This window comes from Ampullimonas aquatilis (genome assembly GCF_049675895.1).
Taxonomy (GTDB): domain Bacteria; phylum Pseudomonadota; class Gammaproteobacteria; order Burkholderiales; family Burkholderiaceae_D; genus Ampullimonas; species Ampullimonas aquatilis.
Genome location: NZ_CP183834.1, coordinates 2,551,599 through 2,570,047, shown reverse-complemented (window position 1 = coordinate 2,570,047; position 18,449 = coordinate 2,551,599). Strand labels below are relative to the sequence as shown.

General features: G+C 51.0%; 19 protein-coding genes and 1 tRNA gene. 16 read left to right on the top strand and 4 right to left on the bottom strand.

Annotated features, from left to right (window positions below; translation table 11 throughout):
• The first annotated feature begins 291 nt into the window (after positions 1-291).
• Genes tsaB through ACMYR3_RS11925 form a run of 3 tightly spaced genes read left to right on the top strand, consistent with a single transcriptional unit; the run spans position 292 to position 2,650 of the window.
• Complete coding sequence (gene tsaB / locus ACMYR3_RS11935; RefSeq protein WP_424192169.1) at positions 292-1,128, top strand: tRNA (adenosine(37)-N6)-threonylcarbamoyltransferase complex dimerization subunit type 1 TsaB; 837 nt, start codon at positions 292-294, stop codon at positions 1,126-1,128.
• Positions 1,129-1,647 (top strand): ribosomal protein S18-alanine N-acetyltransferase, encoded by a 519-nt coding sequence (rimI, locus tag ACMYR3_RS11930; protein ID WP_424192168.1) that lies wholly within the window; start codon positions 1,129-1,131, stop codon positions 1,645-1,647.
• Positions 1,640-2,650, top strand: coding sequence for a uracil-DNA glycosylase (locus ACMYR3_RS11925; RefSeq protein WP_424192167.1), 1,011 nt, complete (start codon positions 1,640-1,642; stop codon positions 2,648-2,650). The genes rimI and ACMYR3_RS11925 overlap by 8 nt, the downstream gene beginning before the upstream one ends.
• Before the next feature lie 2 nt (positions 2,651-2,652).
• On the opposite strand, the gene ACMYR3_RS11920 is transcribed toward ACMYR3_RS11925, so the two are convergent.
• Positions 2,653-2,952, bottom strand: coding sequence for a hypothetical protein (locus tag ACMYR3_RS11920; protein ID WP_424192166.1), 300 nt, complete (start codon positions 2,950-2,952; stop codon positions 2,653-2,655).
• Between ACMYR3_RS11920 and ACMYR3_RS11915 the strand changes: the two genes are divergently transcribed.
• Positions 2,951-3,307, top strand: coding sequence for a hypothetical protein (locus tag ACMYR3_RS11915; protein ID WP_424192165.1), 357 nt, complete (start codon positions 2,951-2,953; stop codon positions 3,305-3,307). The genes ACMYR3_RS11920 and ACMYR3_RS11915 overlap by 2 nt on opposite strands.
• 122 nt (positions 3,308-3,429) lie before the next feature.
• Here the strand turns inward: ACMYR3_RS11915 and ACMYR3_RS11910 are convergent, their stop codons facing one another.
• Positions 3,430-3,873, bottom strand: a complete 444-nt coding sequence (locus ACMYR3_RS11910) for a PACE efflux transporter (protein ID WP_424192164.1) — start codon at positions 3,871-3,873, stop codon at positions 3,430-3,432.
• Positions 3,874-4,183: 310 nt separating this feature from the next.
• A complete protein-coding gene (locus ACMYR3_RS11905; RefSeq protein WP_424192163.1) occupies positions 4,184-5,716 on the bottom strand; it encodes a protein adenylyltransferase SelO in 1,533 nt (510 codons plus the stop codon).
• A 233-nt stretch (positions 5,717-5,949) separates the two neighbouring features.
• Here ACMYR3_RS11905 and ACMYR3_RS11900 point away from each other — a divergent pair, with 233 nt between their 5' ends.
• The 10 genes from ACMYR3_RS11900 to ACMYR3_RS11855 all read left to right on the top strand — a co-directional run bounded on the left by ACMYR3_RS11900 (position 5,950) and on the right by ACMYR3_RS11855 (position 14,965).
• Positions 5,950-7,644, top strand: a complete 1,695-nt coding sequence (locus ACMYR3_RS11900; RefSeq protein WP_424192162.1) for a 3-(methylthio)propionyl-CoA ligase — start codon at positions 5,950-5,952, stop codon at positions 7,642-7,644.
• Positions 7,645-7,731: 87 nt separating this feature from the next.
• Positions 7,732-8,034: a Dabb family protein gene (locus tag ACMYR3_RS11895; RefSeq protein ID WP_424192161.1), complete on the top strand. Its 303-nt coding sequence runs from the start codon at positions 7,732-7,734 to the stop codon at positions 8,032-8,034.
• Position 8,035: 1 nt separating this feature from the next.
• On the top strand, positions 8,036-8,458 hold the full coding sequence (locus ACMYR3_RS11890; protein WP_424192160.1) for a PaaI family thioesterase: 423 nt from the start codon (positions 8,036-8,038) through the stop codon (positions 8,456-8,458).
• Positions 8,459-8,596: 138 nt separating this feature from the next.
• On the top strand, positions 8,597-9,808 hold the full coding sequence (locus ACMYR3_RS11885) for an HD-GYP domain-containing protein (protein WP_424192159.1): 1,212 nt from the start codon (positions 8,597-8,599) through the stop codon (positions 9,806-9,808).
• A gap of 136 nt (positions 9,809-9,944) precedes the next feature.
• On the top strand, positions 9,945-11,009 hold the full coding sequence (galE, locus tag ACMYR3_RS11880) for a UDP-glucose 4-epimerase GalE (RefSeq protein ID WP_424192158.1): 1,065 nt from the start codon (positions 9,945-9,947) through the stop codon (positions 11,007-11,009).
• A 58-nt stretch (positions 11,010-11,067) separates the two neighbouring features.
• Positions 11,068-11,144 (top strand) — tRNA-Arg (locus tag ACMYR3_RS11875).
• 277 nt (positions 11,145-11,421) lie between these two features.
• Positions 11,422-11,916, top strand: coding sequence for a hypothetical protein (locus tag ACMYR3_RS11870; RefSeq protein ID WP_424192157.1), 495 nt, complete (start codon positions 11,422-11,424; stop codon positions 11,914-11,916).
• Positions 11,917-11,988: 72 nt separating this feature from the next.
• Complete coding sequence (locus ACMYR3_RS11865; protein ID WP_424192156.1) at positions 11,989-12,315, top strand: hypothetical protein; 327 nt, start codon at positions 11,989-11,991, stop codon at positions 12,313-12,315.
• A gap of 114 nt (positions 12,316-12,429) precedes the next feature.
• Positions 12,430-12,600 carry a hypothetical protein gene (locus tag ACMYR3_RS11860; protein ID WP_424192155.1) on the top strand — a complete coding sequence of 57 codons (171 nt, stop codon included), beginning with the start codon at positions 12,430-12,432 and terminating at the stop codon, positions 12,598-12,600.
• Between the two features lie 226 nt (positions 12,601-12,826).
• On the top strand, positions 12,827-14,965 hold the full coding sequence (locus ACMYR3_RS11855) for a TonB-dependent receptor family protein (RefSeq protein WP_424192154.1): 2,139 nt from the start codon (positions 12,827-12,829) through the stop codon (positions 14,963-14,965).
• Between the two features lie 126 nt (positions 14,966-15,091).
• Here ACMYR3_RS11855 and ACMYR3_RS11850 read toward each other — a convergent pair whose 3' ends face one another.
• A complete protein-coding gene (locus ACMYR3_RS11850) occupies positions 15,092-15,547 on the bottom strand; it encodes a RidA family protein (protein WP_424192153.1) in 456 nt (151 codons plus the stop codon).
• A 289-nt stretch (positions 15,548-15,836) separates the two neighbouring features.
• Between ACMYR3_RS11850 and htpG the strand changes: the two genes are divergently transcribed.
• Positions 15,837-17,744 (top strand): molecular chaperone HtpG, encoded by a 1,908-nt coding sequence (gene htpG, locus ACMYR3_RS11845; protein WP_424192152.1) that lies wholly within the window; start codon positions 15,837-15,839, stop codon positions 17,742-17,744.
• Between the two features lie 145 nt (positions 17,745-17,889).
• On the top strand, positions 17,890-18,444 hold the full coding sequence (locus ACMYR3_RS11840; protein ID WP_424192151.1) for a hypothetical protein: 555 nt from the start codon (positions 17,890-17,892) through the stop codon (positions 18,442-18,444).
• Positions 18,445-18,449 lie beyond the last annotated feature (5 nt).

The following is an 18,449-nucleotide window of genomic DNA, read 5'->3' as shown; positions in this document are numbered from 1 at the left end:
TGGTCATTGTCAACAATTCGGTAAGCTTGCAGCCCAAGTCCTTTGTTGTTCTTAGGGTTTCTTTGTGCCTTGGTGGTAATCAATTTTAGGCCGTATTATTCAGGCTGCTCTGTTTCGGGGGCGATGGTTCGCTTTACCCGAAACGCATCACCAGAGTCTGGTCTTGTACCGGCTCTGGTTTTTTTATGCGCAAATTCATGGACAACTTCATGTATAAACTAAAGCTGCGCAGCATCGTCATGCTCAAGTAAAATCGTGGGCTTGATGTAAGCGCATTGATGCCGCACATGAATGGTTGCACGCGACCTGTCAATCGTATTTTTTTCATACAAGTTTTTCTATCTGGCTGCCATGACCGACCCCAAATTGCTTGCGATCGAAGCTTCAACCGAATGGTGTTCGGTTGCGCTATTGGGTACACAGTCGCCAGTTTTTTGGGTGGAACAGACGGGCTCACGTTCATCGCAGCGGATTTTGCCGATGGTGCGAGAGGTGCTGGCTCAGGCGGGGGTGAACCTGCAGCAATGCGAGGCCATTGCCTTTGGTTGCGGGCCTGGTTCATTTACCGGCTTACGTACCGTCTGCGCAGTAGTGCAGGGTCTGGCCTATCCTTGGGACATTCCTGTGCTGCCTGTCACAACGCTGCAATCGCTGGCCGAACAGGCACGGCCTTTGATGAGTGCGGATCAACAGTCGGGCCGCATTGCTACTGTACTGGATGCACGGATGGGTGAGGTCTATTGGGCGGTCTATGAAGCCCGGGTAGCAGGCGTTTGTTTGGTGGAAGCAGGTTTGGCCAGTCCGTCCGACTGTGCCAATGCCTTGCTGGCCATGATGGATCAGCAACCTTTGTCGATTTGCGGCAATGGTGTCAGCCTCTATCCCGAATTACTGATTCGCCTGGGTGATGAAGTCAGCGTCATCGCCAAACAATCCAATCTGTCATTGTTGGGTGGTGAGGGGCAGGCCGATTGGCCAAATGCATTGGGTGTGGCAACGGTGGCGCAACAATTTTGGGCTGCGGGACAACGATATAGTGCGGCGCAGGCGCAGCCGCTTTATGTGCGCAATAAAGTCGCCTTGACCACCGCCGAGCGCCTGGCGCAAAAGGCCGCGCAGGTGATGTGAATGGTGGCCGTACTCAAGCCAGGTGATCTGCATTATTTCTTTCGGCCATTGGCGCCGGAAGATATGCATCAGGTCATGGCGATTGAAGAAGTCAATTATGAATTTCCGTGGACGGCGGGTAATTTTGCCGATTCACTCAAGGAAGGTTATAGCCTTTGGGTCATGGTTTCAAGTCTGGGGCAGCTGGTGGGTTATGCGGTGTTTATGCAAGTCGTTGATGAAGTGCATCTGCTCAATCTGAGTATTCGTCGTGAGTGGCAAAGCCAGGGGCTGGGTGCGCGCCTGCTGCAAAAAGTACTGGATGAGGCCAAGGCCATTCCGGTGGCCAGTGTGCTGCTGGAGGTGCGGCCCTCCAATCTGGCTGCGCTGCGTCTGTACCGCCGTTTTGATTTTCAGGAGTTGGGCATTCGTAAACATTATTATCCGGCCGCCAAGGGCAAGCGCGAAGATGCGTGTGTGATGCGCCACTGGATTTTTCCACAGGCTGACTCCAACCTGAGTGGTACCACTCATGGATGATTCAAGTAAAACCAATTTGCCACGTGGCTGTTCCAGCCAAACTTGGACAGATCTCGGTTTGGGGCCGATGTGGCGTTTGCGTGAGCAAAATAATGAGCTGGATGCGGCATCGGCACTGGCCGAAAATCGTCAGAATTTTGTTGAAAATAATGATACTCCCCAGTCATCAACCTTTAATTACGGTACAGCAGAGCGTTTTTCAAAGGGCTCCGAAAATAGTGAGGGAGTGTATATTGATCCCTCGTTTCCGGTCGACCCCAGCATTGAACTGGTAGAACCACTGCCCGTAGCGGGCAGCCGCTACGATATGCGCACCATGTGGCTGCGCCTGCACGCCCAGATTCATGGCTGTACCGCCTGTGGTCTGCATCGCACCCGCAAGCAGGCGGTGCCGGGCGTGGGCTATCACCATGCCGACTGGATGTTGATTGGTGAAGCGCCCGGTGCCGAAGAGGATGCGCGTGGTGAACCTTTTGTGGGGCAGGCCGGACGCTTGCTCGACAATATGCTGCGCGCGATTCGTCTGTCACGCGACGGGCGCACCGAAGACAGCGTTTTTATTGCCAATGTGCTCAAGTGTCGCCCGCCCGGGAACCGCAATCCCGAACCGGACGAGGTGGCTGCCTGCGAGCGTTACCTGTTGCGCCAGATTGCACTGGTACAGCCCAAGGTCATCATTTTGCTGGGCCGCTTTGCTGCTCAGGCCGTGCTCAAGACCAGCGAACCCATCTCCGCTTTGCGTGGCAAGGTGCATCAAACCTATGTCCAACCACTTTCCTACGGTGATCGTGGTCTTGTCGAACCGATGAATCCGGGGCGACCCGTGCCCGTCATCGTCACCTATCATCCCGCTTACTTATTGCGCAACCTGCCCGACAAGGCCAAAAGCTGGGCTGATTTGTGTTTTGCGCATCAGGTCATGCAGACCCAACGGGCGCAGAGCGAGATGTCAATCTCGGCAATGGCTGCAGCAGATGTTGCCAGAAGCTTGACTGACGAATAGCCTCAAACAGGCCGATATAGGTTGACCAATAAAGTCGCCAATAAATCGCCGATAGACTGGCGACCGGTCGCTGGCATGATGATTGGCCTGATTTTGATTCCGATCGGTAAATCGGTATGAACAACAAAGCTCACAAACAGGACAAATAACGATGACAAGCTACTCAATGGCATGGCTCGGCTGTAATGGATGCGATGGCTTGAGAACCAGGCAAATGGCACCTGTTCACTTGAGCAAATTGGTCGAGCGCGGCAAATGATGGCAGGCAGAGTCCTTGCATGATGCCGCGTGGAGGTCATCATGTTAAACAGCGCATTACTCAATATCATCGAAGAATCCGGCATGGGTGTACTTACGCTCACCGAAACCATTGAAGAAGACGAATTCCTGCGCTCGCGCCTGACACGTCAGGAAGTGCGGCGCCTCACTGCGGCCATGGCCAAAGCCATCAACAGCTTGCCCGAAGCCACCCGTACCCGCTTGCCCGAGCTCGACTGGGAAGGCTGGGGCGTACTTGCCCGCCAACTCGATCAAGGCCCCGAAGCCGAAGGCACCGCACTCTGGTTTGCCTCCCGCGCGCTGATTCCTGCAACCCTGACCTGGCTGCGAATATATCGCACCAACGAGCCGGACTTGTTTGCGTTTACCGAGGGGTGAAATGTGGCAATGTTGGAGCTGATTACAGCGCGTTCGCATCCACTCATTGATCAGATGTCTGCTTTGCAAATCGATATAACTGCCCTTGCAAAAGCGGTATCGCTCTCAGCATCCGTTATTTTTCACTGACTCACCGACTCCGGCAATCCAAAGACCTTGTCAAAAGCCCAGGTGAAACTCATCGTATAGACAAAAAAGAAGGCGACGATGGCAAGGTCGGCTACCAGGGCATCCAAGAGCGATACCTTGAGCCAAACCGCCATGAACGGGATGAGGATCAGTGCCAGACCGCCTTCAAAGCCAATGCCATGCGTCAAGCGGCGGGTCAATGTGCGATCTTTGCTGACTTGCCTGGACTCCCAGCGTTCAAAGAGCGCATTGAAAATGTAATTCCAGATCAAGGCAATGGTGGACATGATCACCGACAGCACGATGGTCGAGTCAAGCGGATGATCAAACAAATAAGCCACTGCGGGTACCACGGCTGAAATGGCTAAACCTTCGTAAAGTATGGCTTGCAAAACGCGTCGGGCACGCGATGACAGATTGTGTTTAATGATGGGCATGAGCATTCAAAATGGCAATGTTCTGGCTCGATAAAAATTGCTTGTTGCATGAGTTTGAATCGCAGCGCCGATACCGGCACAAGATGGTTTTACCATTGTCTGGTGATTTGAGTGTGTGATGTTCGGGATTTGCTGAAATGGCTTGAAGATCTTTGAACTGATTAAAAAGACTCAATAAGTGATTGCTGTTGCCATGGACCTTTTTGCAAGGTTGCTTATTGACAACGTAATCAGGTGATTCGGTACTGAACGTGTCTGCCATTTTAAAATTAATTTGACTCTGACCCTAATTAATTCTAATTAATTTTCTTCAAGACGAGCAGCTCACTTCCAGGCTGCCGGCCCAGTCGGGCGGGAGGGCGGCGTAGGCATTGTTTTCGGGTTGCTCATCAAAGGGATGGCGCAGGATTTCAAGCAGTTTGGCGACTTCGGAAAAGTCTTTTTGTTTGGCCTGCCGTATCGCGACTTCGGCGAGGTAGTTGCGCAGTACGTATTTGGGGTTGACGGCGTTCATGGCAGTACGGCGCTGGGTGTGATGTTCGACACTTTCGTTTTGCAGGCGGGTGCGATAGGCCTCGGCCCAGGCATCAAAGGCGGCGCGGTCGATGAAGTCGTCACGTTGGGTTTGCGGGGCGGGGCTGGTGTAATCAAAGTCGCCGAGCTTGCGGAAAAACTGGGTAAAGTCGGCTGAATTTGCCTGCATGAAGCGCAGCGTTTGTTTGATGAATTCGTTGTCTTGCGCGTCATTGCTGCCTTGGGCGGTGATACCCAGTTTGGCACGGAACAGGCGCAGGTACTCGGCTTCAAACTGGTCTTTGTAACTGTTCAGCACGTCCTTGATGGTCTCGGCGTCTTCGATCAGCGGTACAAAAGTCTGGCCGAGACATTTGAGGTTCCATTGACCGATCATGGGCTGCATATTGTAGGCATAACGGCCAAATTCATCGCTGTGGTTGCAGATGTGTTCCGAGTTGTAGGCTTCCATGAAACCAAAGGGGCCATAGTCGAGGGTGAGGCCGAGGATGGACATGTTGTCGGTGTTCATCACGCCATGACAAAAGCCCACCGCCTGCCATTGCGCCATGAGGTGTGCAGTACGCAGACCCACTTCCTGCAGCATGGCCAAATAGGGTTGCGGTGTGGTCAGACATTGCGGATAAAAGCGGGCGATGATGTAATCGGCCAGGGCACGCAGATTGTCGTATTTTTTGCCGTAGTAACAATGCTCAAACGAGCCAAAGCGCACAAAGCTGGGGGCCACGCGGGCGACCACGGCAGCGGTTTCGATGGTTTCACGGCGAATTGACGCATCCGAGCCGATCACTGAAAGCGCCCGGGTGGTGGGAATGCCCAGTCCGGCCATGGCTTCGGAACATAAAAACTCCCTGATACTGGAGCGCAACACGGCGCGGCCATCCCCCATGCGTGAGTAAGGTGTGGCACCAGCGCCTTTGAGCTGGATTTCCAGTGGCGGCAGATGCTGAGCAGGATGCGCCGCACCCAACAATAGCGCCCGACCATCGCCCAATTGTCCTGCCCACATGCCAAATTGATGCCCCGAATACACGGCAGCAAGTGGCTGCATGTGTGGGGTGAGTTGGTTGCCGATGAAGGTTTCGGCAAAGGCGGGTGAATCCAGCTCACTGGCTGTCAAGCCCAGCATGGCGGCGACTTCGGCACTATAGCCCACGGTGTAAGGGGCGGGCAGTGGTTCGGGCTGCACCTGGGTATAAAAGGCGCTGCCCAGGTCGGCAAAATGATGCGTAAAGGGCAGGGTGTCAAGGGTATGCTGCACTGTTGCTGCATTGGTAGACAGGCTGAATTCGGGGTGCGGATGATTCATCACAATTCCTACAGGATTTTTCTCGATTGTAGGCTGGCAGCAAGATAAGTTCCTGTTATGCGCCAAATGATGCGTCAAATGCATCCAAGCGGTGGGGTTTTGCGTATCAGAATGAACCTGGCAGCTTGGTAACTGTCTGGATTGACAGCGCTGGAGACATGGTCAAAATGAATAACTGCGCGATTTTTTAATCGTCCGGCATAACAAGATCAGTATAGATCGATGGAGACAATATGAATAGCACACTCGCCCGCAGCACCCCGCCTACTGTCCGCTCGCCATTGATGGGGCAGATGATGCAGATGCCCCTGCTGATTTCAACGTTGCTGGAGCAGGCCGCCCGCCATTATGGTGATAACGAGATTGTCTCGCGCCGCTGCGAAGGGGATATTCATCGAACCACTTATGCGCAATGCCATGAACGCAGCAAACGGCTGGCCGATGCACTGACGCAGCTCGGTGTGCAGCAGGGTGACCGGATTGGCACGCTCGCCTGGAATGGCTATCGGCATATGGAACTGTATTACGGCGTGTCAGGCATGGGCGCGATCTGTCACACCATCAACCCGCGCCTGTTTGCCGATCAGATAGCGTTCATCATCCATCATGCCGAAGATCACTATGTATTTTTTGATCTGACTTTTTTACCCTTGGTGGAGTCAATTGCGGCGCGTTGTCCCAAGGTCAAGGGTTGGGTGCTGATGACGGATATTGCGCACATGCCGCAAGCTGCCAAAGTGGGGCCATTGCTCTGTTATGAAGTGCTGATTGACTCGGGCAATCCAGCGTATGTGTGGCCCGAATTCGATGAAAATACGGCGTCTTCGCTGTGCTATACCTCGGGCACTACCGGCAATCCCAAGGGTGTGCTGTACAGCCATCGCTCCACCGTATTGCATGCGTATGCGATGTCCTTGCCCGATGCCATGAGTTTGTCGGCCAGCGAGTGCGTGATGCCGGTGGTGCCGATGTTTCACGTCAATGCCTGGGGCATTCCGTACGGCGGTGTGCTGACTGGCTGCAAGCTGGTGATGCCGGGTCCGGTGCTGGATGGCAAATCCTTGTTTGAATTGATGGAGGCTGAGCAGGTGAGTTTTTCGGCCGGTGTCCCTACCATCTGGCTGGGTCTGCTCAAGCATGTGCAGGAAAACGGTCTCTCCTTTCGCAGTTTTCGTCGCACCGTGGTGGGTGGTGCTGCCTGTCCGCCGTCGATGATTGCTGCCTTGCAAGACTTGGGGGTCGAAGTGATTCATGCCTGGGGCATGACCGAAATGTCACCCTTGGGTACTTTATGCAAACTCCAATTCAAGCATCTTTCGCTGAGTGCCGAAGTCCAGCAGCGCCAGCTGGAAAGCCAGGGTCATGGTATTTATGGTATCGACATGAAAATCGTCAACGACGATGGTCTGGATGTGATCTGGGATGGCACCAGCTATGGCAATCTGCTGGTGCGCGGACATTGGGTGGCCTCGGGCTATTTTGGTCTGGATGACCAAAGTGCCTTTCAGCGTGATCAGGCCGGCCGACTCTGGTTTGCCACCGGCGATGTGGCCACCATTGATGCCGATGGTTATATGCGCATTACCGATCGCAGCAAAGATGTGATCAAATCAGGTGGCGAGTGGATCAGCTCAATCACGCTGGAAAATCTGGCGATGGGTCATCCGGCCGTGCAAGAGGCGGCTGTGATTGGCTGCAGCCATGAAAAATGGAATGAGCGGCCGGTGTTGCTGGTCGTCAAAAAACCAGGTGTAGTCGTGACCGAAGCCGAGTTGCTGGCCTTTTACGAGGGCAAGATTGCCCGCTGGTGGTTGCCCGATGCCGTGATTTTTGTCGACTCCCTGCCGCACACCGCCACTGGCAAACTGCTCAAGATGGCATTGCGCAAACAATATGAATCGGTGTTGCTTGCCAAAACGGCGGTCTAAATGATGATTTTCCAGGAGTATGGATTAAAATAACCTCCTTAAGTGCTTACATATTGGGCTATTTTTTATACACTATAGGAGTATATTTTGATCAAGCATGTTGTGATGTGGCAGCTCAAGGAATTTGCCGAAGGGGCCAACAAGGTCCATAACCTGCAAAAAATGCAGGATTTGCTGTTGCAATGTGCCGATGTGGTGCCAGGTATTGTGCGTTTTGAAGTGGCTACTGCCCAGCCTGCACTGGAGTGCACTTACGACATCATTCTGTATTCTGAGTTTGTTGATGCCGCTGCGCTTGACGCCTATCAGCAGCATCCCCAGCATGTCGCCATCAAGCCCTTTATTGGCGCGGTGCGCGAAAACCGCCAGTGCATGGATTACGAGGTTTAGCGTGCAAGACTGGCTAGTTGCCATTCCATTTTTGCAAACCCTGGGTGTGGAAGTCCTGGATGTTCAGTCCGGCACTTGCCAACTCGCGTTGACCTTAACACCCGAGTTGCAAAATAGCTGGGGTGCCGGGCATGGCGGCGTGGTCATGACCCTGCTGGATACGGCGATGAGTCTGGCGGGACGCTCGCAAATGGCTGCCGAGCAGCCACAAGACTCGGCGGGCATTACCATCGAAATGAAAACCAGTTTTATTCAACCGGCGCGCGCCGAGCGTTTACTGGCCATTGGTCGGGTCGTGCATCGGGCCACCAGCCTGAGTTTCTGTGAAGCCAGTGTCCATGACCAAGGCGGTGAGTTGTTGGCCACGGCTTCGGGCACTTTCAAATTTGTGCGGGCGGCACGCATAGGGGCAAAGTTAGGGTGATGTTATTAATTGACCTTAAATGTCTGTATGGTGTGATTTTGTCCCGCTATTCAATTTAATGAAAATTTACAGTTCGATCAAAATAAGCCGTAATGAGAAAGGTAGCCCATCCTGGCATGTTCTCGATTTTTATCCACTATGGCCGATATCAAACGTATTACTGTTGAACAGCTCAAACCGGGCATGTTTGTCCATGATCTGAATTGCGACTGGATGTCCCATCCCTTTGCCTTCAACCGTTTTTCGGTGAAGGGTGAAGAGCAGATCAATAAAATCATCCAGGCTGGCGTCAAAGAACTCTATATCGATCCGACACGCGGTCTTGACGTCATCAATGCTCCCACTGCACAAGAAGTCAAAAAAGAACTCGAATCCGATCTGATTCGTATCATCACTGAAGAGCCCAAAAAGGAAATCAAGCTGACGCTGGCGCAGGAAATGGTCAACGCCAAAAAGATTCACAAGGAAGCTCACACCATCGTGCGTAATGTCATGCAGGATGCGCGACTCGGCAAGCAGGTACAGATTGAAAAGGTCGAACCGCTGGTCGAGCAGATGACCGAATCCATTCTGCGCAATCAGGGCGCCCTGATTGCGCTGTGTGGCATTAAAAACAAGGACGATTACACCTTTTTGCATTCCGTCAGTGTTTGTACCCTGATGGTCAGTTTTTGTCGTTCATTAGGTTTGCCCGACGAACAGATTCGTCAGGGCGGGATTGGTGGCTTGCTGCACGATATTGGCAAGATGAATACGCCGCTGGAAATCCTCAACAAGCCGGGTAAATATACCGATGAAGAGTTTGCCATCATGCGGCGTCACCCCGAAGAAGGTCATCAGATTTTGCTGCAGACGCCGGGCGTGGGCGAAGTGCCGCTGACCATTTGCATTCAGCATCATGAGCGCATGGATGGTACCGGTTATCCGCATAATTTAAAGGCAGATCAGATCGATATGATGGGCAAGATTTCAGCGGTGGTCGATGTGTATGACGCGATCAGCTCCAATCGTTGCTATCACAAGGGCATGGAACCCACTGATGCCTTGCGCAAAATGCTGGAATGGAGTCGTTTTCATTTTGACCCTAATCTGGTGCAGGCTTTTATTCGCTGCCTGGGTATCTACCCGGTTGGCAGTATGGTCATGCTGGAAAGTGGTCGCTTGGCCGTCGTGGTCGAGCAAAATCCCAGCAATATGCTGATGCCCACCGTGAAGGCGTTTTACGATACCCGCAAACTGAGCCATATTGAACCTGTGATTCGGATTGATCTGGCTAAAACCGGTGCGGATCGGGTGGTCAGCCACGAATCGTCGGAAAAGTGGGCGGTTGATCCCATGGACTATATTTGATCAAATGTGCGCTATTGTGCTGTGGCTTTTGCCTGAAAATAGCTAAAAATGGGTGAAAAAGCGTAAGAGTTATTCGGTTTTGCCATCATTCAACCGTACACTTGAATGATCAACTCGTACTATGGAAACCCCGATCATGGCATTCAAATTTCCCGCAGCGACTGGCAAACGTATTTTAGTCACCGGCGCGTCAGGCTATATTGGCTCACATACCTGTCTCGAATTGCTCAAGGCTGGCTACGAAGTCGTCGGTCTGGACAATCTTTGCAATAGCTATGAAGAATCGATTACACGTGTGCAAAAACTGGCGGGTAGATCGTTTCCCTTCATCAAAGGGGATATTCGCAGCAAAAGCGATCTGGAACAGTTGCTTGCCAAGTTCAAGATAGACGCCTGTATTCACTTTGCGGGCTTGAAAGCGGTGGGTGAGTCGGTCGAGCAGCCGATGCGCTACTACGACAATAATGTGAATGGCACATTGGTGTTACTGCAGGCGCTTGAAAAAGCTCAGGTCAATGTGTTTCTGTTCAGCTCATCTGCCACCGTGTATGGTGATCCAGAAATGGTGCCACTGCATGAGCAATGCCGATTGTCAGCGACCAACCCTTATGGTCAATCCAAGTTGATGATTGAACATATTCTCAATGATTACGGCAAAGCCAATCCACATTGGTCGACGGGCATTCTGCGTTATTTCAACCCGGTTGGGGCGCATGAAAGTGGCCTGATTGGTGAAGATCCCAACGGCATTCCCAATAACCTGACCCCTTATGTGGCACAAGTGGCCATTGGTCGTCGCGAAAAACTCAGTATTTATGGCAATGACTACGACACCATCGATGGCACGGGTGTGCGTGATTACATCCATGTGGTCGATCTGGCTCTGGGTCATGTGGCAGCGCTTAATCGTCTTTTTAGTATTGCCCAAAGCTTTACCGTGAACCTGGGTACGGGCCATGGCTACAGCGTGCTGCAATTGCTGGCCGCGTTTGAAAAAGCCTCTGGTAAAAAAATTCCTTACCAAGTGGTGGCGCGTCGCCCCGGTGATATTGCGACTTGCTATGCAGAACCAAAACTGGCGGCTGAGTTATTGGGCTGGATTGCCGAGCGCAATATGGAAGTCATGTGCGCCGATGCCTGGCGTTGGCAGGTGACCAATCCAGCAGGTTTTTCGATGCCACGTGAGACAGAACTGGTTTAAATAAATATCACCTAAGTTCTTCACAACATAATTTGAGCATGCTAGAATAGCGTTCTTCGCGGCTGTAGCTCAGTTGGATAGAGTACTTGGCTACGAACCAAGGGGTCGTGGGTTCAATTCCTGCCAGCCGCACCAAATTGCAACGGGTTAGTGTCACAAGCACTAACCCGTTTTGCTTTTCTGAATCAACATCGCTTCATTGCTGTAGATATAAACTCGTCGCATCAGAGGTTGCAAAGACAAAATTTGATCTTTGTTACCAGATTGCTTTGCGTGAGTCGGCCCACTTTTTATATGGCTAATCAAACTGCGTGTAAAAATGGCCATATCTGCCACAAGCCGGGCTTTAGGCTTGTGCAATTACCATTGTCTTGTGGCATAGTGGAACGATGTTAAACGAAAGCTCTCCGCCATGAATCGTCTCGCCTGTTTTTTGTTGATTAGTCTGTGTACGACTGAGTTGGCTTTGGCACAAGGTTATTATTCTCCTGCACCTGCTTACCCGGGTTATCCTGCTTATTCAGGCTATCCGCAAGCTTATCCCAATGCGGCAGCACCTTATGCTGTGGTACCGGTCACGCCATCTACGCCATATGGTCCAGCCCGGGTAGGGCGTCCTTATGTGATGGTACCGATCGCACCGCCAGATCCCCGTGGTTTGCCTTATACATTCAGTGCCGCAACACTGCCGCCAATGGCGCAACGTTCAGGTAATACCAGCGCCAGTCAACCATTGCCCAATCAGCAGGATTACAGCAAGGTGCGGAACAAAAAGATTCGTGACGCACTCAATAAAGAACAGAAGGCCTTGAATGACCTTGAAGCCAGTCGCCGTATTTTGCGGTATGAGCTGGGCAATGAAAATGTGTCCGACTCACTCGAAGTAACCGAAGCACCTGCAGAATAACTTGCTGGTTGTGATGGTGTGGATAGGTGTCACTCAAGCCATTCAATGCTGTTAAGTAGTCAGGAGTACGGCATGAAAAAATGGATAACATGGTTAATGGCAAGTGTGTTGATGCTGTTGACGTTGCCTGGATTGGCACAAAACTTTGATAGTCGCGATGAACCGCGCACGATTTATATCGTGCCTAATCCGCAGTTCTATTATTACCCGGTGCCAGGCGGGGTGATATCACCCCGTATTATTCAAACGCCACCGCTGCAACCCGGTGCGGGGCCGGGTGTGGATTTTGCGCCAAGGCCTAACTCTGGCCCAGGCAGTAATTTTGTCCAGCGCCCCAACTCCGGTCCGGGGGCAGATTTTGGGCCGCGTTCGGTTGTGCCATCAGCAAATCGTCGCTAGGCGAGACTTATTTCCACGGGCTCGTAAATAAACCTGACTTTTCTGTCATCTATCTGCCACCTTAACCGTTAGAGTGTGCATGGGGTTGTCCCATGTTAAATATGCGGAGTTGGTATGAAGGTTGTGAAATGGGTTAGTGCTTCCTTATTGGTTGCAACAGGTGCAGCTGGCATGGCCCAGGCTGGCACTGCCAAAGAAGTGGATGTTGAAAAATCTGCTAAACAGAATTCTGTCGAAATGGTTAAAGCAGTTGCTGAGTCCAAAGGCAAAAAGAGCATCAAATAATTGGTAGTCTATTCTTACCACGCAGCTGATTAGACATTGGTTGCGGTTTGATTCTTAAAAACCAGGGTGTTTTGGCTGACAGCCTGGTTTTATATTTGTTTCAGGGCAAATTACCCGTTCAAAAATTGTAGAGTATGGTGTAGGCTGCTTTAAGATAGCAGCCTGGTTGGTTGATGAGGTGGAGACTTCATTGGCTTGCTATGAATCCTTTACAACCCTGAAGAACATGAAAAACTACAAGCTCACCGGCTTTGCCAGCCTTATGCTGACGGCATTCGCCGCTCAGGCACAAACTTCTTCCATTAATAAAGACGCTGTGGAAGTCACCGCACCCGAAGTCAATGTCACGGCGACACGCGTCAATGGATCGCGCTTTAATACGGGTGCATCAATTGATGTGATTAATTCGCAAGGCATTCATGATGACAAATTGCAAGTCAATTTGTCAGAAAGTCTCGGGCCGGTGCCTGGTGTACAGGTGCGTGATCGTCAGAATTACGCGCAGGATTTGCAAGTGTCAGTGCGCGGCTTTGGTGCTCGCTCGACATTCGGGATTCGTGGCGTGCGTCTGTATGTTGATGGTATCCCTGCGACATTGCCGGATGGCCAAGGTCAGCTCTCGCATATTGATTTAGGTTCGGCAGAGCGGATTGAAATTTTACGCGGGCCATTTTCTGCGCTCTATGGCAACTCGTCTGGTGGCGTGATGTTAGTGACCACCGAAGAAGGGCGTAGTCCAGCCACCATCACGCCAAGCTTTGCGGTCGGTAGTGATGGCATGTCCAAGCGTGGTGTGAAATTTAATGGCACTAGCGGCAACCTGAGTTTTTCAGGCAATGTCAGCAATTTCAAGACCGATGGTTATCGTGACCATAGCAAGACTGAGCGCAATCTGGCCAACTTCAAGTTGAGTGCTTCGGTAGATGAACGCAGCAGTTTGACTTTGGTGCTTAATCACCTTAACTTGCCTGATACGCAAGACCCGCTGGGTTTGACACGCGCGCAGTTTCAAGCCAATCCACGCGGTGTGGATGCGTCAGCAATCAGTTTCAACACGCGCAAGAGCGTGATGCAAACTCAGGGTGGTGTCGTGTATGAACGTCAGATTGATGCCGACAATAACCTGCGTGTAAGTGCCTATTATGGTCAGCGCAATACGGTGCAATATCAGTCGATTCCGGTCGCGACGCAAAATAATCCTTTGCATCCAGGTGGTGTGATTGTGCTGGGACGGACCTATCAAGGTGTCGATGGTCGTTGGTCGCATCAAGATTTATTGGCAGGTCAGCCCATCACCATCGTTGGTGGCTTAACTTATGATGTGCTGGATGAAGACCGTCGTGGTTATCAAAACTTTATTGGTACCACGCTGGGCGTGCAAGGTAATCTGCGCCGCAGCGAAGGTAATCAGGTCAATAGTTTTGATCAGTATCTGCAGGCTGACTGGCAGTTTTTGCCACGCTTCAATCTGAACCTGGGTGTGCGTCACAGCACCATCAAGTTTGATTCGACTGACCACTATATTGTGGGTACCAACGGCAATGACAGCGGCAGTGTAGACTACAGTGCCACTTTGCCAGTGGCTGGTTTGCGTTATGCCATTACACCCAAGTTGAATGTGTATGCGACTGCCGGTCGCGGTTTTGAAACGCCAACCTTAAACGAATTGTCCTATCGGGCCAATGGCGGCACGGGACTTAACTTTGCGTTGCAACCTGCCAGGAGTCGGAATGCTGAAGTGGGTGTGAAAGCTCGTGATAATGCCTGGGGTGAAGTCACTGCCGCATTGTTTGAAACCCATACCGATAACGAGATTGTGACGCAGACCAATAGTGGTGGTCGTGCCACGTTTCAAAATGCGGGCAAGACCAAGCGGCAAGGTCTGGAGCTGAGCTGGCAACAAAAATGGCAAAATGATGTACGTGCGCAACTGGCTTATACCTGGTTGGACGCGGTGTATAGCGAGGGCTTTAAAACTTGCGCAGGTACGCCTTGCGCGACGCCAACGCTAACCATTGCCAATGGCAACAAGATTCCTGGGATTGCCAAAAATCTGTTTTATGCCGATTTAGCCTATATGCCAGCAGAAGGTTTACGTGGTGGTGTGGAAGTGCGTTATAGCGGCAAGGTGATGGTCAACGATGCCAATACCGACGCGGCTGCCTCCTACACCATTACCAGCATTCATGGTGGTTATGTTTGGAATTTAAGTCAATGGAAGCTCAATGCTTTTGCACGTATCGACAATCTGTTTGATCGTCAGTACATTGGCTCGGTGATTGTCAATGATGGTAATGGTCGTTTTTTTGAACCGGCACCGGGACGTGCCTGGATGAGTGGGGTTTCTGCTACGTATCAGTTCTAACGTTGGTTTGTCTCAGTAAAAAGGGCTGGTGCGATGAAGCGCGCCAGCCATTTTTATTGGGTATCCAGCGGGTTATGCGATATAGCTAAAAATCCATCGGCACAACCCGTATCTTGAAAATTTAAATTATTCGACTTCGGCAATCAGTTCAATTTCAACACAGGCACCCAAAGGAATTTGCGCCACACCAAAAGCCGAACGGGCATGGCGACCTTTATCACCAAATACTTCCACAAACAGCTCGGACGCACCGTTGGTGACCAGATGATGTTCGGTAAAACTACTGGTTGAATTGACCAGGCTCATCACTTTGACAATGCGTTTGATTTTGTTTAAGTCACCAGTGGCAGCTTGCAGGGTAGAAAGTAAATCAATGGCGACTGCGCGTGCAGCAGCTTTGCCTTCTTCAGTGCTCAGGCCATTGCCCAATTGGCCAACCCAAACCTGACCCTCTTTTTTGGCGATGTGGCCCGATAAAAACAAGGTGTTGCCAGTCTGGGCGTACATTACATACGCCGCAGCAGGTGTGGCAGGGGTGGACAGTTCAATGCCGAGGTTTTTGAGTTGGGTGTAGACGGACATGGCAATCGCTTTGCAATTTGGTTAAAAGGACGATTTTAACAGCGCACGCTAGCTTCATCAGCCCGCGTTAAAAGTGCTGCGAAATTTCATGAAAAAGGCATAAAAATCGGATACTCATAGGGAGAATATCTAAATATAAGCCTATTAAGTGCGTTTTTATTGGACTTGTTTTTATACTATATAGGAGTATATATTTGTCTGAATGGTGGGCTAGCTCTTGAAATTGGCGTAGCCGTCCCCATCTTCACGGCTGATATTTTTTGCCAGTCCGATTCGAAGAGGAGAAACAATGGGCGCTGCTGAGTCATTCAAACCCGAAACCATGGGCTTTCAGGCCGAAGTCAAACAGCTTTTGCAGCTGATGATTCATTCCCTGTATTCCAACAAAGAGATTTTTCTGCGTGAGCTGATTTCCAACGCTTCTGATGCCGCCGACAAACTGCGCTTTGAGGCCATCAATGATGCGAGCCTGTATGGCGATGACAGCGAGCTGAAAATTCGCGTCACACTCGATAAAGCGGCCCGCACCATCACCATTGCCGATAACGGCATTGGTATGAGTCGCGAAGAAGCCATTAGTCATCTGGGCACCATCGCCAAGTCGGGTACCAAAGAGTTTTTTGGCAAGCTGTCGGGTGACCAGCAAAAAGATGCCGCCTTGATCGGCCAGTTTGGTGTGGGCTTTTATTCCGGCTTTATTGTGGCCGACAAGATTACTGTGGATACCCGTCGAGCCGGTTTGGCTGCCAGCGACGCGGTGCGTTGGGAAAGCGCGGGTGAAGGTGATTTCACCGTCACTGCCATCGACAAGGCCGATCGCGGCACCAGCATTACCCTGCATTTGCGTGAAGGCGAAGACGAGCTGCTCTCAGGCTGGAAAATCAAATCCATTATCACCAAGTATTCCGATCATATTTCTCTGCCCATTCAAATGCTCAAGGAAGAGTGGGATGAAGAGAAAAAAGATATGGTCACCAAGGACGAGTGGGACAACGTCAACCAGGCCAGCGCAATCTGGACACGCAGCAAGTCCGACATTACTGACGAGCAATATCAAGAGTTCTATAAACATGTTTCGCACGACTACAGCGAACCACTCAACTGGACACATAACAAAGTTGAAGGCCGCAGCGAATACACCCAGCTGCTCTATATCCCATCGCGTGCACCATTTGATCTGTGGGATCGCAACAAGCGTGGTGGTCTCAAACTGTATGTGAAGCGCGTTTTCATCATGGATGATGCCGAGCAGTTATTGCCAATCTATCTGCGCTTTGTCAAAGGCGTGGTGGACTCGGCCGACTTGCCACTCAATGTTTCGCGTGAAATTTTGCAGGAAAGCCGCGATGTCAAAGCCATCCGCGAAGGTTGCACCAAGCGCGTACTGGGTATGCTCGAAGAACTGGCCAATAGTGAAGAGCAGGTTGATAAAGACAAGTACACCAGCTTCTGGAAAGAGTTTGGTCAGGTCTTAAAAGAAGGCATTGGCGAAGATGCACCCAATAAAGAACGCATTGCCAAATTGCTGCGTTTTGCTTCAACCCATCAGGATTCGACAGAACAGTCCGTATCACTGGCTGATTATCTGAGTCGCGCCAAAGAAGGTCAGGACAAGATTTACTACGTCACGGCTGAATCCTATACGGCCGCCAAAAACAGTCCGCATCTTGAAATTTTCAAGAAAAAAGGTGTGGAAGTGTTATTGCTGACGGATCGTGTTGATGAATGGATGCTCTCCTTCCTCACCGAATTTGATGGCAAGGAACTACAGAGCGTGGCCAAGGGTGGTTTGGATCTCGGTCAGCTGGAGGACGAAGCCGAGAAACAGGAACACGAAAAAACCACGGAGGAATATAAAGAGCTGGTCGGCAAGATTGGTGAGTCCCTCAAGGACAAAGCCAAGGAAGTGCGCGTCACATTCCGCCTGACCGATTCGCCCGCGTGCCTGGTAGCTGATGATGGTGACCTGAGCGGTAATCTGGCGCGTATGCTCAAAGCCGCTGGTCAAGCCGCCCCAGAATCTAAACCAATTTTGGAAATCAACCCGCAACATGCGCTGGTACAAAAACTCAGGTATGAAACCAGCCGTTTTGATGACTGGGCGCATCTATTGTTTGATCAAGCCTTGCTTGCCGAAGGCGGTCAACTGGAAGATCCGGCAGCTTTTGTCAAACGCCTTAATTCGATGCTGGTTTAGATCAATAGATTTGGCGCAATCAAAAAGCCTTCTCTTGTAGAAGGCTTTTTTGTTTTCCAATGTTATGAGACTTAATTCCTCTGATTTAACATATCACTCGAAGACAATCCCTCTTCCTTTTAAACATTAAACTGCGAAGAGACCCATGAAAAAGTCATTCCTTTTGTTGGTAAGTGCTTTAGCTATTTTGCCTGGTTGTGCCTCTATTACGGGTGATTCATCCCAAACCATCCGTGTCGAGACATACTCCAGTGCCGGTGAAGAAGTGAAGGGCGCTGAGTGCCGTTTGCAAAATGAACGTGGTGAATTCAAGGTAACCACACCTGGTAGCGTTACCGTGCGTAAGTCGGCTGGCAATATCAATGTGGATTGTGTTAAACCAGAGCAGCCGGATGGCAAGGGTGTGGCGGTCTCACGCGCCAATGGTGGCATGTGGGGTAATGTATTGATTGGCGGTGGTATTGGTGCCATTATTGATCACAACAAGGGTACGGCTTATAACTATCCAGAATGGCTCAAAATCGTGATGGGAAAAATGCTCACATTTGATCGTCGCGATGATAAAACCGGTGAGCCTTCTCTAGCCAAAGAACAGGGCAGTTCGACCACGCCACAAACAGCTGACCAGAAACCAGAGTCCTCAACAGTTGATACGGCTGTTAGTAAAGTGGAACCGACAACGGTTGAAGCGGCAAAATAATACGT

Bases quoted from the DNA above. Each gene is read 5' to 3' on its own strand.
- tsaB (WP_424192169.1), top strand. From the start codon at position 292: ATGGTTGCACGCGACCTGTCAATCGTATTTTTTTCATACAAGTTTTTC.
- htpG (WP_424192152.1), top strand. From the start codon at position 15,837: ATGGGCGCTGCTGAGTCATTCAAACCCGAAACCATGGGCTTTCAGGCC.
- ACMYR3_RS11905 (WP_424192163.1), bottom strand. From the start codon at position 5,716: ATGAATCATCCGCACCCCGAATTCAGCCTGTCTACCAATGCAGCAACA.
- rimI (WP_424192168.1), top strand. From the start codon at position 1,129: ATGGTGGCCGTACTCAAGCCAGGTGATCTGCATTATTTCTTTCGGCCA.
- ACMYR3_RS11915 (WP_424192165.1), top strand. From the start codon at position 2,951: ATGTTAAACAGCGCATTACTCAATATCATCGAAGAATCCGGCATGGGT.
- ACMYR3_RS11920 (WP_424192166.1), bottom strand. From the start codon at position 2,952: ATGATGACCTCCACGCGGCATCATGCAAGGACTCTGCCTGCCATCATT.
- ACMYR3_RS11865 (WP_424192156.1), top strand. From the start codon at position 11,989: ATGAAAAAATGGATAACATGGTTAATGGCAAGTGTGTTGATGCTGTTG.
- ACMYR3_RS11925 (WP_424192167.1), top strand. From the start codon at position 1,640: ATGGATGATTCAAGTAAAACCAATTTGCCACGTGGCTGTTCCAGCCAA.
- galE (WP_424192158.1), top strand. From the start codon at position 9,945: ATGGCATTCAAATTTCCCGCAGCGACTGGCAAACGTATTTTAGTCACC.
- ACMYR3_RS11855 (WP_424192154.1), top strand. From the start codon at position 12,827: ATGAAAAACTACAAGCTCACCGGCTTTGCCAGCCTTATGCTGACGGCA.
- ACMYR3_RS11840 (WP_424192151.1), top strand. From the start codon at position 17,890: ATGAAAAAGTCATTCCTTTTGTTGGTAAGTGCTTTAGCTATTTTGCCT.
- ACMYR3_RS11870 (WP_424192157.1), top strand. From the start codon at position 11,422: ATGAATCGTCTCGCCTGTTTTTTGTTGATTAGTCTGTGTACGACTGAG.
- ACMYR3_RS11900 (WP_424192162.1), top strand. From the start codon at position 5,950: ATGAATAGCACACTCGCCCGCAGCACCCCGCCTACTGTCCGCTCGCCA.
- ACMYR3_RS11860 (WP_424192155.1), top strand. From the start codon at position 12,430: ATGAAGGTTGTGAAATGGGTTAGTGCTTCCTTATTGGTTGCAACAGGT.
- ACMYR3_RS11910 (WP_424192164.1), bottom strand. From the start codon at position 3,873: ATGCCCATCATTAAACACAATCTGTCATCGCGTGCCCGACGCGTTTTG.
- ACMYR3_RS11850 (WP_424192153.1), bottom strand. From the start codon at position 15,547: ATGTCCGTCTACACCCAACTCAAAAACCTCGGCATTGAACTGTCCACC.
- ACMYR3_RS11885 (WP_424192159.1), top strand. From the start codon at position 8,597: ATGGCCGATATCAAACGTATTACTGTTGAACAGCTCAAACCGGGCATG.